Origin of the sequence: Stenotrophomonas chelatiphaga (assembly GCF_001431535.1) — a bacterium.
GTDB lineage: Bacteria > Pseudomonadota > Gammaproteobacteria > Xanthomonadales > Xanthomonadaceae > Stenotrophomonas > Stenotrophomonas chelatiphaga.
Genome location: NZ_LDJK01000009.1, coordinates 39,769 through 53,200 on the forward strand (window position 1 = coordinate 39,769; position 13,432 = coordinate 53,200).

The window sequence follows — 13,432 nt, forward strand, 5'->3', positions numbered from 1 at the left end:
TCGGCGCTACCACGGGCCTCCTGCTCTCGGTAGCGCCGAGCCATGCTCGGCGGGCTCCCTGGCCGCACGCACGGCTGCGCTCGCCGACCATGGGTCGGCGCTACCGGGGCAAAAAAAAACCCGGCTGGCGCCGGGTTTTTCAGTACTCACCAGCTGCGGGCGATCACCAGATCACGACGCGCTTGTCGTCGGCACGCACCATCGGCTGGCCGGCCTTGCACTCGAACGCCGCCGCGAAGGACGGCATGTTCGACGGCGCGCCGTTGGCACGGAAGTTCGCCGGGGCATGCGGGTCGGTGTTCAGGCGCACGCGCAGTTCACCATCGGTGAAGTTGCGGCGCCACACGGTGGCCCAGTTCATGAAGAAGCGCTGGTCCTGCGTGTAGCCATCCACCGGCACGTTCTTCGACGGTTCTTCCTTCAGCGCCATCTGCAGCGCGTCGTAGGCCACGGTCAGCCCACCCAGGTCGCCGATGTTCTCGCCCAACGTCAGCTTGCCCTTCACGTTGACGCCCGGCACTGCCTCGTAGCCATCGAACTGCGCCACCAGCTGGTCGGTGCGCTGGGTGAAGGCACTGCGGTCCGCGTCGGTCCACCAGTTGTCGAAGTTGCCGTTGGCGGCGAACTGGCTGCCCGAGTCGTCGTAGCCGTGCATCATCTCGTGGCCGATCACCGCACCGATGCCGCCGTAGTTCAGCGCCGGATCGGCCTTGGCGTCGAAGAACGGCGCCTGCAGGATCGCCGCCGGGAACACGATCTCGTTCTTGGTGGCGTTGTAGTACGCGTTGACGGTCTGCGGGGTCATGCCCCACTCGGTCTTGTCCACCGGCTTGCCGATCTTGTCCAGCATGTAGCGGTAGTTGTACGCACGCGCGGCCTGCATGTTGCCCAGGAAGCTGTCGCCATTGGTCTGCAGGCCCGACCAGTCACGCCACTTGTCCGGGTAGCCGATCTTCGGGGTGAAGCTGGCCCACTTCTCCAGCGCTTTCTTGCGGGTGTCTTCGCCCATCCACTCCAGCTTCTCCAGGCGGGCCTTGAGCGCTTCGGACAGGTTCTCCACCAGGTGCTGCATCTGCTCCTTGCTTTCAGCCGGGAACACCGCGTCCACGTACAGCTGTCCGAGCGCTTCACCCATGCCGTTGTTGACCGAATCCAGCACACGCTTCCAGCGCGGCTGCATCTCCTGCTGGCCGCGCAGGGTCTTGCCATAGAAATCGAAGTTGGCCTTCTCCACGTTGCTGCTCAGGTACGGCGCGGCATCGTCGATGGTGTGGAAGCGCAGGTAGGCCTGCCAGGTGGCGGCCGGGACATCGGCCAGCATCTTGTCCACTTCGGTGAAGAACTGCGGCTGGGCCAGCGAGAACTTCTGCGCGGCCGGCACCTTCAGCGTGTCGAACAGCGCGGTCCAGCTGAAGTTCGGCGTCAGCTTGTCCGCATCTGCCGCGCTGACCGGGTTGTAGCGCTTGGACGGATCACGCATTTCGATCCGCGAAAGCGAGGCGTTGGCCAGGCGGGTTTCGAAGGCCAGCACAGCCTTGGCCTGGTCGGCCGCCTGCGCAGCGTCCACACCGGACAGGGTCAACACCTGGGCAATGTAAGCGACGTAGGCATCGCGGATCTTGGCCTGCGATGCATCGAAGTAGTAGCCCTTTTCCGGCAGGCCCAGGCCACCCTGGCCGACGTAGGCGATGACGTTGGCCGAATCCTTGTAGTCGGCGTTGGCAAACAGCGAGAACAGCACGCCCTGGCCCTGCGCCTGGCTGTCGCGCAGGTACTGGGTGATGGCGGCGGTGTCGGCCAGCGCGGCGATCTTGTCCAGCTGCGGCTGCAGCGGCGCCAGCCCGGCGGCATCGATCTTCGCTTCGTCGCTGCCGGTCTTCCAGATGTCACCGATCTTGGCTTCCACGCTGCCGGCCTTGGCCTCGCTGGCAGCGGCCTGCTGAACCAGTGCGTGCTGCACTTCCAGCGAACGCTCGCGCAGGATCTCGAAGCTGCCCCAGGTGGTCTGGTCGCCCGGCACCGGGTTGGCCTTCAACCACTTGCTGTTGACGAAGCCATTGAGGTCGGTACAGGCCGAGATGGCGGTATCCAGGTCGGCGCTGTTGAGCGAAATCAGCGGCGTCTTGATCAGCGACGGGTCGAAGGCCGGCTTGGCGGCATCGGCGCTGGCCGCCGGCGCGGTTTCAGTCTTGCCGCAGGCCGCCAGCGAGGCGGCGATGGCAACGGTCAGGCCCAACGGGGCCAGGGTGCGCAAGTTCATGGGACTCTCCGACAGGTAATCCCCGAGCGTAGCCCGGACGCAGGGCGCAGGGGACCGCCAAAGGTCACGCCGCGCGCGCGATCCCCACACGTGTGACACTGCGGGTGTCCCTCCCGATCAACTGGCCAGCGTGTTCATATGACAACAGCGGATAGACCCCAGGACCGCCGCGTGATCGACGATATCCGCGACCACGGCTGGCATTGCCTGCACGTGCTGCCCGGACCGGATGGCGAGGCTGGCTTCTCCTACTCGATCGGCTTCCAGGCGACCTACAACGCGCCGGAAGTGATGGTGTTCGGCCTGCAGCGGTCCAAGGCCCAGGCGCTGCTCAGTGAATGCGCGCAGTTGCTGGCCGGCGGCCACCAGATCCATACCGACGTGGAGGATGCCGATGTGCTCGATGGCGGCTACAAGGTGATCTTCCGACCGGTGCGTACGGACTGCCATGACGATTACCTGGGCACGGCGGTGCGCCATTACGGCGAACAGCCCCTGCATGCCGTGGTGATGTTCCTGCCGGACAAAGCACACCGCTTCGCCTGGCACCCCGGTTACGACGATGCGCCGTCCGATGAAGCGCTGGCCATCGTGCTGACCAGCGCCCCGTAGCACCGACCCTCGTCGGCAGCCGCTTCGGCGTTACTTCGCCTTGCCCTGGTTGGCCACCGCTTCGGCAGCCTTGCGCGCCGCTTCCGGGTCGCCCAGGTAGCGGAACGACTGCACGGTCAGGTCATCGTTGAGCTCGAACAGCAACGGGATGCCGGTCGGGATGTTCAGTTCGAGGATCTGCTCGCGCGATACGTTGTTGAGGTACTTGTACAGCGCGCGCAGCGAATTGCCATGCGCGGTGACCAGCACGGTCTTGCCATCCTTCAACTGCGGGGCGATCGAATCGAACCAGTACGGCAGCACGCGGTCCAGCGTGGTAGCCAGTGATTCGGTACCCGGCAGCGCGTTGCGGTCCAGCGTGGCATAGCGACGGTCGTGGATCGGGTGGCCCGGATCCTCGATGTCCATCGCCGGCGGCGGGATGTCGTAGGAACGGCGCCAGATCTTGACCTGGTCCTCGCCGTGCTTGGCCGCGGTTTCCGCCTTGTCCAGGCCCTGCAGGCCGCCGTAATGGCGTTCGTTCAAGCGCCAGCTCTTGCTGACCGGCAGCCAGTCCTGGTCCATTTCGGCCAGCGCACCCTGCAGGGTGTGGATGGCGCGCTTGAGCACCGAGGTGTGCGCCACATCGAACTGCAGGCCTTCTTCGCGCATCAGGCGACCGGCGGCAGCCGCTTCCTGGCGCCCCTTGTCGGTGAGCTCCACGTCGACCCAACCGGTGAAGCGGTTGTCCAGGTTCCACTGGCTCTGGCCGTGGCGCAACAGTACGAGTTTACGAGTCACTGCAGGGTCTCCAACATCGGGAAGGCAGGCGGTCATTGTAGCGGCGAAGGAACGCCGGATGCCGGCTCAGTGGTGGACGTGGCCGTGGTGGCCGTGCCGGTCCCGTTCGTGGCCGTGCCGGTCGTGGTCGTGTGCCGCCGGCGCCGGCCCCACCGCACAGGCATCGCCACAATGCTCTGCCTCCAGTTGCAGGGTCACATGGTCGATGTCGTGGCGCTCATGCAGGGCATCGGCCAGCGCGCGCCGCACCTGGTCCGCGTCGGCCCCGTCGCGCAGCACCACGTGGGCGCTCAGCGCCGGCGTGCTGGAGGCCAGCGCCCACACGTGCAGGTCATGCACGTCCACCACCGCCGCGTGGCTGCACAGGCTGCTGCGCACGTCGGCCAGCACGATGCCTTTCGGCACGCCCTCCAGCAGCACGTTGATCGCCTCGCGCATCAGCACCCAGGTGCGCGGCAGCACCCACAGGCCGATCAGCACGGCCAGGATCGGATCGATCACCTTCCAGCCGGTCCAGCGGATCAGCAGCGCACCGATGATCACCGCCACTGATCCCAGCATGTCCGCCCAGACCTCCAGGTAGGCACCTTTCACGTTGAGGCTTTCGCCGCTGCCAGCCTTCAGCAGGCGCATCGATACCAGGTTCACCGCCAGCCCCACCGCGGCGATCACCAGCATGCCGGTGGACGCGATCTCCTGCGGCTGGCGGAACCGGGCGACGGCCTCCCACAGGATGTAGCCGGCCACCACGAACAGCATGCCGCCGTTGAACATCGCGCCGAGTGCTTCCAGCCGTGCGTAGCCGTAGGTGCGGCGCGCATCCGGCGGACGCCGGCTCAGCCGCACCGCGACCAGCGCGATCATCAGCGCCAAGGTGTCGGTGGCCATGTGCGCGGCATCGGACAGCAGCGCCAGGCTGTTGGTGACGAACGCGCCGACGATTTCCACCAGCAGGAACGCGGCGGTCAGCCCCAGCGCCCACCACAGCGGCTTTTCGTGGCGGATTTCTGCGGGAAGATGGTTGTGGTCGTGGCCCATCGGGGTCTCCTGTGTGGTGCCCGCAGGCTACGCCGCGCGTGCGGGGGATACCATCACACCGGTTATAACATCGCCTTCTTCGCGCTCAGCTGCAGCGCAGCGCAGCGCCACGGTTACCGCCGACAGCACGGTGGTCAAGCTCGATCCGGGCTGATCCGCATCCCCCGATCGAGGGGTCGACAGCGTCGATGCGGTCAAATAGCATCTGCTCGCAATTGCATACGGTTCTCATTCATCTTTCGAATGCCGACGCCTTCTTCTTCCTCTCCGCCGGTCAGCGTGGCGGCCAAGCGCTCAACGCGGGGCGGCGGCCACGGCGTGCTGTGGCTGCGTGGCGGGCTGGCCCTGCTCGCCGGCTATGCGGTCGCTGCGGCGTGGGCAGCGGCGTTGGCACGCCTGCTGCCCGGGGCGGCCGCTGACACCGCGCTGGTCGCCACGATGCTCTCCTTCGTGGTCTACACCGGGGCGGCGATCTGGTCGTTCGCCGCGCGCAGCAGCGCACGCGCCGCATTCGGGCTGCTGATCGCGGGAGCACTCGGGCTAACCATCGCCTGGCTGCTGCGCGGAGGCGCGGCATGAGCCTGGGCGGACTCCGCCAATCGCAATCGGTGCTGCACACCTGGTCCGGCCTGCTGGTCGGCTGGGTGCTGTTCCTTATCTTCATCGCCGGCACCGCCGCCTATTGGCGCGTTGAACTCACGCGCTGGATGCAACCCGAAGCCGGGCTGCCCGCCACCGCGCCGGTTGCGCTGGAGCAGGCGCAGCGCTTCCTGGCGCGCACCGCGCCGGATGCCCAGCGCTGGTCCATCGAACTGCCCGGCCACCGCAGCAGCGCCACCACCGTCAGCTGGCAGCCGCAGGACGCGCCTGAACGCCGGCGTGGCCAGCGCAACCCTTACCAGGCCACGCTGGGTGCCGACGGCAATCCGGTCCAGGTCCGCGAAACCCGCGGTGGCGATTTCTTCTATCGGCTGCATTTCGACCTGCATTACGTCCCCGTGCTGTGGGCACGCTGGTTCGTCTGCTTCTGCACGATGTTCATGCTGGTGGCGATCGTCAGCGGCGTGATCACCCACAAGAAGATCTTCACCGACTTCTTCAGCCTGCGCCGCGGCAAGGGACAACGCAGCTGGCTGGACGGCCACAATGCGTTGGCCGTGCTGTCCCTGCCCTTCCACCTGATGATCACCTATACCGGCCTGATCACCTTGATGACGCTGTACATGCCGTGGGCGGTGGACGCCAATTTCAGCGGCGGTCGCGATGCCTTCTTCGCCGAGCTGTTCCCGCGTGCGCAGAAGGTACAGCCCAGCCACGTCATCGCCGCCCCGCCGGAGCTGAAGCAGGTGTTGCGTCGCGCGGAACTGCAGTGGCGCGATGGCCGCGGCGGTGCGGTACAGGTGGACAACCCCGCGGATGCGGCGATGCGCATCACGGTGCGCCGCCAATCGGGTGATCGCATCGCCGATGCCGACCAGCCGCTCACCTTCGACGTGAGTGGCCGCCTGGTCGACCAGCCCGGCGCGCGCTCGGCCGCCGTTGTCACCCGCGACGGCATGATCGGCCTGCATGCGGGGCGGTTCGCGCCGGTGGCGATGCGCTGGCTGTTCTTCCTGTCAGGCATCGCCGGCACGCTGATGGTCGCCACCGGCCTGGTGCTGTGGACGGTCAAGCGGCGCGCGCAACTGCCCGATCCAGCACGTCCGCACCTCGGTTTCCGTATCGTCGAATGCCTCAACATCGGCTTCGTGGCCGGCCTGCCCGTGGCGATGCTGGCCTTCCTGTGGGGCAACCGGCTGCTGCCACTGGACATCGGCAACCGCAGCGATGCCGAAGTCCGGGTGTTCTTCTGTGCCTGGGCGGCCTGCCTGCTGCACGCGATGCTGCGCCTGCCACGCCGCGGCTGGGTGGAACAGCTGTCGCTTGCCGGCGTGCTCGCGCTGGGGCTTCCGCTCTACAACCTCATCGCCTGGAACGGCGGTATGTTCAGCGCAGCGGCCGACGGTGACGGCGCCAAGGCGGGCATCGACATCGGTCTGCTGCTGATCGGCGGCGGCCTGCTGTGGAGCGCACGCAAGGTCCATCGCTTCGTCCCCGGCGCGCGCAGGCCGCGCACGCAACGCACTTCATCGACCGCCGGAGCCAACCCGTGATCGTGCTCGCCCTGCTGCTGGCCATCGCTGCCTTCGCCTGCCTGGCGCTGGCGATGGAACGCCACCACCGCGATGTCACCGGGCAGGCGCCTGCCATGGCGCGTCGGCGCCTTCTGCGCCTGCTGGGCTGCGCTGGCCTCGTCGCCAGCCTGACGGCCAGCATCGGCGCCTGGGGCGTGGCGTGGGGCGTGGTCGGCGGGTGCGGCGTGCTCGCCGCCGCCGCCGGGGCAGTGGTGCTCTGGCTCAGTTTCCGCAGCCCGGCCATGCCGGCACGCCCGTCTTCCCGTTCCTGATACCGAGATCCCGCTGATGAAAATGCTGTCCTCCGGCGCCCCGTGCCGGAACGCCCTTGCCGTGTCGATGGCCGTCGCCTGGCTGCTGGCTGCGCCACTGGCCTGCGCACAGGCAAACGCCACTGCGGCCACCAACGGCGCCACCGATGCCACCGACCTGGACCGGGTGCTGGTCACCCAGCGCACCGAGGGCTATCAGGTGTATGGCACCAACACTGCCACCAAGCTGCCGCTGACCCTGCGTGAGACGCCACAGTCGCTCACCGTCTTCACCCGCCAGCGCATCGAAGACTTCAACCTGATCACCATCGCCGAGGTGCTGCAGCAGACCCCCGGCGTCACCGTGCAGTCCTACGACAGCAACCGCACGCTGTTCAACGCACGCGGCTTCACCATCAACAACTTCATGTTCGATGGCATTCCCACCAACTACACCACCGGTGCCGGCGGCAACTCCATCCTCAGCGATACCTCGGTATACGAACGGATCGAGATCGTGCGCGGCGCCAGTGGGCTGGTCACCGGTTCGGGCAATCCGTCGGCCACGGTCAACATGGTGCGCAAGCGTCCGACCGATACCTTCCAGGCCAGCACCAGCCTGAGTGCCGGTTCGTGGGACTACAAGCGCGCCGAGCTGGATGTATCCGGCCCGCTGACGAAGGGCGGCCGCGTGCGCGGCCGACTGGTCGGCGCCTACACCGACAAGGAAAGCTGGGTGCGCTTCCAGAACGACACCTCTCCCAGCCTGTATGGCGTGGTCGAGGCCGACCTGACCGACAGCACCCGCCTGCGCGCCGGCATCGACTACCTGAAGACCGGATCAGACGGTGGCGCGTGGAGCGCATCACCGCTGTTCTTCCGCGATGGCACGCGCGCGAAGCTGCCGCGCTCCTACAGCGCTGCGGCGCGCTGGAACGAGTGGAACCGGGAGAGCACCAACTACTTCGCCACGCTGGAACAGCAGATGGGGGCGGGCTGGAGCGGCCGCATCGCCTACAACCACCGTGCCACCGATACCGATTCGCTGCTGCTGGCCGGGTCGAACAGCTACAACGCCGCGCGTGGCACCGGCTTTGCCGATCCCATCACCGGCCTGGGCCTGGCGGTGTCGGATACCTATTCGGTGTCGGAAACCCGCGAAGACGCCTTCGACCTCTACGCCTCGGGCCCGTTCCAGCTGTTCGGCCGCCAGCATGAGCTGGTACTCGGCGTGAACCACTACGATCGCGACCTGGATACCATCCGCGCCGGCATCACCTCGCGTCCGTACAGCACCACCGCCTTCCCCAGCATCTTCACGTGGGACGGCAACATCGGCAAGCCAACCACCTTCAATGCCGGCATCCCCTCCAGCATCACCAACACCACCGAAACCGGCTACTACGCCGCCGTGCGCCTGAACCCGATCGACCCGTTGAAGGTCATCGCCGGCGTGCGCTACTCCGACTATGAAACCACCACCGACGGCTACAACGTGGATGGGGTGTTCACCGGCCAGACCGCACGCACCACCGCGCACGTCGCCACCCCGTACGTGGGCGTCATCCATGACCTCAGCTCGAGCATCAGCGCCTTCGCCAGCTATTCGGATGTGTTCCAGGCCACCGCGCGGCGCGACATCGACAACCGGTTGCTGGACCCGACCACCGGCGGCAACTACGAATACGGCCTCAAGGGCGAGTTCTTCGGCGGCCGTTTGTACGCCGCGCTCAATGGTTTCTACATGGAGCAGGACAACGTATCGGAGAACGATCCGGCGGCCGGTGACATCAGGTTGCCCGATGGCAGCACGCCGTACATTGCGCGCGCGGGCATCAGGACCCAGGGCGGCGAGTTCGAAGTCTCCGGATCCCTCAGCGAGCGCTGGAACATGACCGGCGGCTACACCTACGCCTACAGCAGCAATCCGGATGGAAGCCGCTTCGCCTCCACCAGCCCGATGCACCTGGCGCGCTTCAACACCACGTACCGCCTGGGCGACTGGACCGTTGGCGGTGGCTTCACCGTGCAGAGCGATATTTCCCAGGCCCAGCCGATTCCCACCGGCCGTTTCAACGCCACTGGCACGCCGATCACCGCCGAGGGCCAGGTCCGCCAGGGGGGCTATGTGCTGTTCGACCTGATGGGCCGCTATCGCATCAACGACAACGTCAGCGTCGGGGTGACCGTCACCAACCTGCTGGACAAGGTCTATTACCGCAACGTCGGTTTCTTCAACTCAGGTTACTGGGGCGAGCCGCGGCGGGTGTTGTTCAACGTCCGCGCGAAGTTCTGACCGGGCGCGTAGGATCACGGTCGGGGCCACGGCGCCCCGCCCGTCTCCTTCCGGACCCACTGCCATGATCCACCGCTCCCTGCCCTTCCTGCTGCTGGTCGGCCTGCTGGCCAGCAGCGCATCCGGTGCACGCGATGTGCCCGCTCCGGCCGCCCACGTCGATGCCGACGGCCCCTACGTGGTGCGTGACGGCGAGACGTTGCAGGCGCGCTGGATCTGCGATGACAAGGTGGTCAGCCACGAGCAGACGGCCCGCCGCATCGCGCCGGTCTGTGGCTATCCGCATCCCGTGGACATCGCCCCCGCGGCAGTCCCGCCGATGGACGTGCTGCCCGCCGCGCCGCGCATCGTCGTGCTGTCCGACATCCACGGCCAGTACGACCTGCTGGTACGGTTGCTGCGCGCCAACGGCATCATCGATGCACAGGACCGCTGGGCTCGGGGCACCGATACGCTGGTCGTGGCAGGCGATGTGTTCGATCGCGGGCCGAAGGTGACCGAAGCGTTCTGGCTGCTGTACGGCCTGCAGCAACAGGCCAGCGCCGCCGGCGGCGCGGTGCACTTCGTACTGGGCAACCACGAAACAATGGTGCTGTACGACGACCTGCGTTACGTCAATCCGAAGTACCTGCGCAGTGCGCAGCTGCTCGGTCGCAGCTACCCGCAGCTGTACGGTCCGGACTCGGTGATAGGCCAATGGCTGCGCACCCGGCCGGTGCTGCTGCGCATCGGAGACGCCCTGTTCCTGCACGGCGGCATCTCACCGGACGCGCTCGCGCTGGCACTGGACCCGGCGGCCACCAACGCGGCCTACCGCGCATCGCTGGGCACCCCGCGCGACCAGGTGAAAGCCGACCCGGCCACCGCACCCCTGTATGACGGCAAGACCAGCCCGATCTGGTACCGCGGCTACTTCGACGGCCGGCTGGATACCGATGGCGTGCAGGCGGTGCTCGATCGCCTCGGGCTGAAACGCATCGTGGTCGGCCACACCTCGATGCCGCACGTCAGCAGCTTCCATGGCGACCGCATCATCGCGGTGGACAGCAGCATCAAGAACGGCGAGAACGGCGAACTGCTGTTCATCGAAGAGGGCCGGCTGAGCCGTGGCCTGCTGGATGGCACCCGCGTAGCGCTGGCAGCGGGTGTGACCGGACGGGACGACTGAGTCATCCCATCCGGCGCGGCCGGCCTGTTCAGCCCTCTTCGCGGCGTATCCGCGAATGCCGCCAGCCGCCATGGCTGGCGAACCGCCCGCTGTCACCGGTCAACGCAAAACGCGCCGCGCCGTCGACGGCCCAGCTGAGAGGCGCATCACACGTACTCAGCAACGATTGCGGCGGCGGTTACAGGCGGAAGCGCGCCCCCACCGTGTAGGTGCGCTCGGGTGAGGCGAAGTCGCGCGGGAACGCAGGACTGCCGAAGTAGTTGCGGGTCGAACCGCCGAGCAGGTTGGTCGCTTCGGCGAACACGGTGATGTGCTCGTTGATGTCGTAGTTCAGCGCCACGTCCAGCCAGTCCTCGTCGCCCTGGCGGATATCGCTGGGCTGGTCGCCGGAACTGTTGAAGCTGGTCGCGTAATCGGTGCGTCGGTTCCACGCCAGCCGCGCGGAGAAGCGCTCGTACTGGTACATCAGCACCGCGTTGAACGCATGCTTGGATACGTTGGTCAGCGGCTGCAGTTGACCTGTCGGCGATTCGGCTTCGGCACTGATGCGGGTGTAGTTGAGCTGGGTGCCGAAGCCGGACAACCAGCCCGGCAGGAAGTCGTAGAACTGGCTGTAGCCCACCTCGAATCCCTTCAGGGTACCTTCGCCGGTATTGCGCGGGCGGGTGATCGAATACGTGGTGCCAGCGATCACTTCGTCATCGGCATAGCTCTGCACGTAGCCGTCCAGCCTGCGATGGAACACCGCGGCCGACAGCAGCGAGCCGGGCTGGAAATACCACTCCAGCGACGCATCGAGGTTCTTCGATTCCACCGCCTGCAGGTCCGGATTACCGCCGTTTCCACGCGCCGGCAGGCTGTCGGTGGACTCATACAGGCTCAGCTGTGGATTGAGGTCGGCGAAGTTCGGTCGAGCGATGGTCTGGCTGCCGGACAGCCGCAGGATCAGGTCTTCGCGCAACGAGACGTTGGCGCTGGCATTGGGCAGGAACCTGGTCTGCGATGTCTCGATCTGGCTGGGCACGTCCAGCCCATCGACGCTGCGCGTACCACTGAGCTCGGACTCCAGCCGCGTGGCGCGCACGCCGATGCGGCCATCCACCGGGATGCTGCCCAGCGTGGTGCCCCAGTTGAGCTGCAGGTAGGCGGCGTAGTTGTCTTCGCGGTTGTCGAAGAACAGCGAGGCCAGCTCGGGCGGTGCATCCGGTGACTGGCCCATGACCTGGCGCAGCTGCGCGGTCTGCTGCAGCAGGTAGGCCGCGTTGGCGACGGCCCAGCGGTCGGTGGAGAACGCGCGCGCACCATCGAGCATCCCACCCGGTGATACCGCGGCCAGCCCGGGGACATCGCTGGCAAGCACGCGGCGGCCGCTGATGTTGTCCATCGCTCCCGGACCGCCGCCATGGTTGGACGCGGTGCGACGGCTCAGCCGCAGGCCCGCATCGAGTGAACTGAACGGACCGGCGTCGAACTGGAACGTGCTGTCGCCGCGCCACGCCCACTCCTCGCCCTTCTGCTCATCCCAGCTGTCGTAGTACTGGCTGAGGTACCAGTTGGCCGGGTTGGTCACATCGTAGGCCGAACCATCGGCCTGGGTGACCCAGGTATCGGGCACGCCACCGGCATCGCGCATGTGCATCAACGGCGCGTCCATGCCCATGTCCAGGGTCATGGCACGGTGCTTGTTGGTGCTCCACGTATAAGCCAGTTCGGTGGACAGGCTGACGGTGTCGTTGTGCCACTTGCCGCCCAACGCGGCCTGGAAGGTATCGGAGGTCTGCTTGTGGGCCTGCGTGCTGGACAGCGTGTACAGGTCGCGCGCCACGAAACCGTCCATCACGTTGCTGCCGGGGCGCAGGCTGACAGTGTCCACGTTGTCCGGGTTCACCAGGCCGGGGAACGGCATCCAGTAGTTGACGTTGTTGCGGCCCTCGTAATTGACGTAGAACGTATCGAGGTACACCTCGCTGTTGTCCGTGGGCGCCCATTGGAAGGTGAAGTTGGCCGAGCGGCGCTTGTGCGTGTTGTTGGCCACCAGCCCGCCGGCGTTGTACGGCACGAAGATCTCCTGCGAGGGATCAGCCGGATTGGCGACACGGTCGTAGGTGCCATGGAAACTGTTGCTTTCCTGGTACGGGCGCTGCTGCAACGAGATGCTGCCCAGCACGCCCATCCGCCCGTGTCCGCTGTCCCAGTTGTGCGCGGCGGTCAGGCTTCCATTGGGCTTGGTTTCACCGGCCTGGTCGCCCTGCACGGCGCTGATGCTGCCGGCCAGCGTGGTGTCCTTGTCCAGGTCGAAGGGCTTGCGCAGGTGCACGTCGATGCTGCCGCCGATGCCGCCTTCCAGGAACTTCGCGCTGCCGGTCTTGTACACGTCCACGCTCTGCAGCAGGTCGGCGGGTATATCCTGCAGGGCAATGCCGCGTCCGCTGGCAGTGAACACATTGCGGCCATCGAAGGTGGTCACCACGTCCGGCAGCCCGCGCACCAGCACCGTGCCGACTTCCGCGCCGCCGCGCGCCACCTGCACGCCGGTGACCCGCTGCAGTGCGGCGGCCACGCTGTTGTCAGGCAGCTTTCCGATGTCTTCGGCGACCACCGAATCACTGATTTCCGCCTTCGCCTGTTTGGCATCCACGGCCCCGGTTGCGCTGCCGCGCACGCCACGCACCTGCACTGAATCCAGTTCCTGGGTGGCCGCCGGCGCGGCCGGCGCTGGCGCTGGCGCCGGTGAAGGATCCTGTGCCTGGGCCACGCCCACCATGCCGGCGATCATCGAAGGAAGCAGCGCGCGGCGCAGCAGGAGGGAGGCAGCAACGCGGTGGCGCGGGCGGATCGACGTGGCAGGCTGGA

10 protein-coding genes are annotated in these 13,432 nt (G+C 66.9%); 6 read left to right on the forward strand and 4 right to left on the reverse strand.

Going from position 1 to position 13,432, the window contains the following annotated elements:
- Nucleotides 1–163: 163 nt before the first annotated feature.
- The gene (locus ABB28_RS03585; RefSeq protein WP_057507312.1) at nt 164–2,260 is read right to left on the reverse strand and encodes a M13 family metallopeptidase; all 2,097 of its coding nucleotides are present in this window, start codon (nt 2,258–2,260) and stop codon (nt 164–166) included.
- A 171-nt stretch (nt 2,261–2,431) separates the two neighbouring features.
- Between ABB28_RS03585 and ABB28_RS03590 the strand changes: the two genes are divergently transcribed.
- On the forward strand, nt 2,432–2,872 hold the full coding sequence (locus ABB28_RS03590) for a DUF4262 domain-containing protein (protein ID WP_057507313.1): 441 nt from the start codon (nt 2,432–2,434) through the stop codon (nt 2,870–2,872).
- Nucleotides 2,873–2,902: 30 nt separating this feature from the next.
- Here the strand turns inward: ABB28_RS03590 and gpmA are convergent, their stop codons facing one another.
- Entirely contained in the window at nt 2,903–3,652 is a 750-nt protein-coding gene (gene gpmA / locus ABB28_RS03595) for a 2,3-diphosphoglycerate-dependent phosphoglycerate mutase (RefSeq protein ID WP_057507314.1), read from the reverse strand.
- A gap of 66 nt (nt 3,653–3,718) precedes the next feature.
- Complete coding sequence (locus ABB28_RS03600; RefSeq protein ID WP_057507315.1) at nt 3,719–4,690, reverse strand: cation diffusion facilitator family transporter; 972 nt, start codon at nt 4,688–4,690, stop codon at nt 3,719–3,721.
- Nucleotides 4,691–4,933: 243 nt separating this feature from the next.
- Here ABB28_RS03600 and ABB28_RS03605 point away from each other — a divergent pair, with 243 nt between their 5' ends.
- The 5 genes from ABB28_RS03605 to ABB28_RS03625 all read left to right on the forward strand — a co-directional run bounded on the left by ABB28_RS03605 (nt 4,934) and on the right by ABB28_RS03625 (nt 10,579).
- The gene (locus ABB28_RS03605; protein WP_211260356.1) at nt 4,934–5,269 is read left to right on the forward strand and encodes a hypothetical protein; all 336 of its coding nucleotides are present in this window, start codon (nt 4,934–4,936) and stop codon (nt 5,267–5,269) included.
- Nucleotides 5,266–6,843 (forward strand): PepSY-associated TM helix domain-containing protein, encoded by a 1,578-nt coding sequence (locus ABB28_RS03610; protein WP_057507316.1) that lies wholly within the window; start codon nt 5,266–5,268, stop codon nt 6,841–6,843. Before ABB28_RS03605 ends, ABB28_RS03610 begins: the two co-directional genes overlap by 4 nt.
- Nucleotides 6,840–7,136 (forward strand): DUF3325 family protein, encoded by a 297-nt coding sequence (locus ABB28_RS03615; RefSeq protein WP_057507317.1) that lies wholly within the window; start codon nt 6,840–6,842, stop codon nt 7,134–7,136. Before ABB28_RS03610 ends, ABB28_RS03615 begins: the two co-directional genes overlap by 4 nt.
- Nucleotides 7,137–7,152: 16 nt before the next feature.
- The gene (locus tag ABB28_RS03620) at nt 7,153–9,411 is read left to right on the forward strand and encodes a TonB-dependent siderophore receptor (protein ID WP_057507318.1); all 2,259 of its coding nucleotides are present in this window, start codon (nt 7,153–7,155) and stop codon (nt 9,409–9,411) included.
- 64 nt (nt 9,412–9,475) lie between these two features.
- A complete protein-coding gene (locus tag ABB28_RS03625) occupies nt 9,476–10,579 on the forward strand; it encodes a metallophosphoesterase (protein ID WP_057507319.1) in 1,104 nt (367 codons plus the stop codon).
- 178 nt (nt 10,580–10,757) lie between these two features.
- Here ABB28_RS03625 and ABB28_RS03630 read toward each other — a convergent pair whose 3' ends face one another.
- Nucleotides 10,758–13,355: a TonB-dependent receptor gene (locus ABB28_RS03630; RefSeq protein WP_152983373.1), complete on the reverse strand. Its 2,598-nt coding sequence runs from the start codon at nt 13,353–13,355 to the stop codon at nt 10,758–10,760.
- Nucleotides 13,356–13,432: the final 77 nt, after the last annotated feature.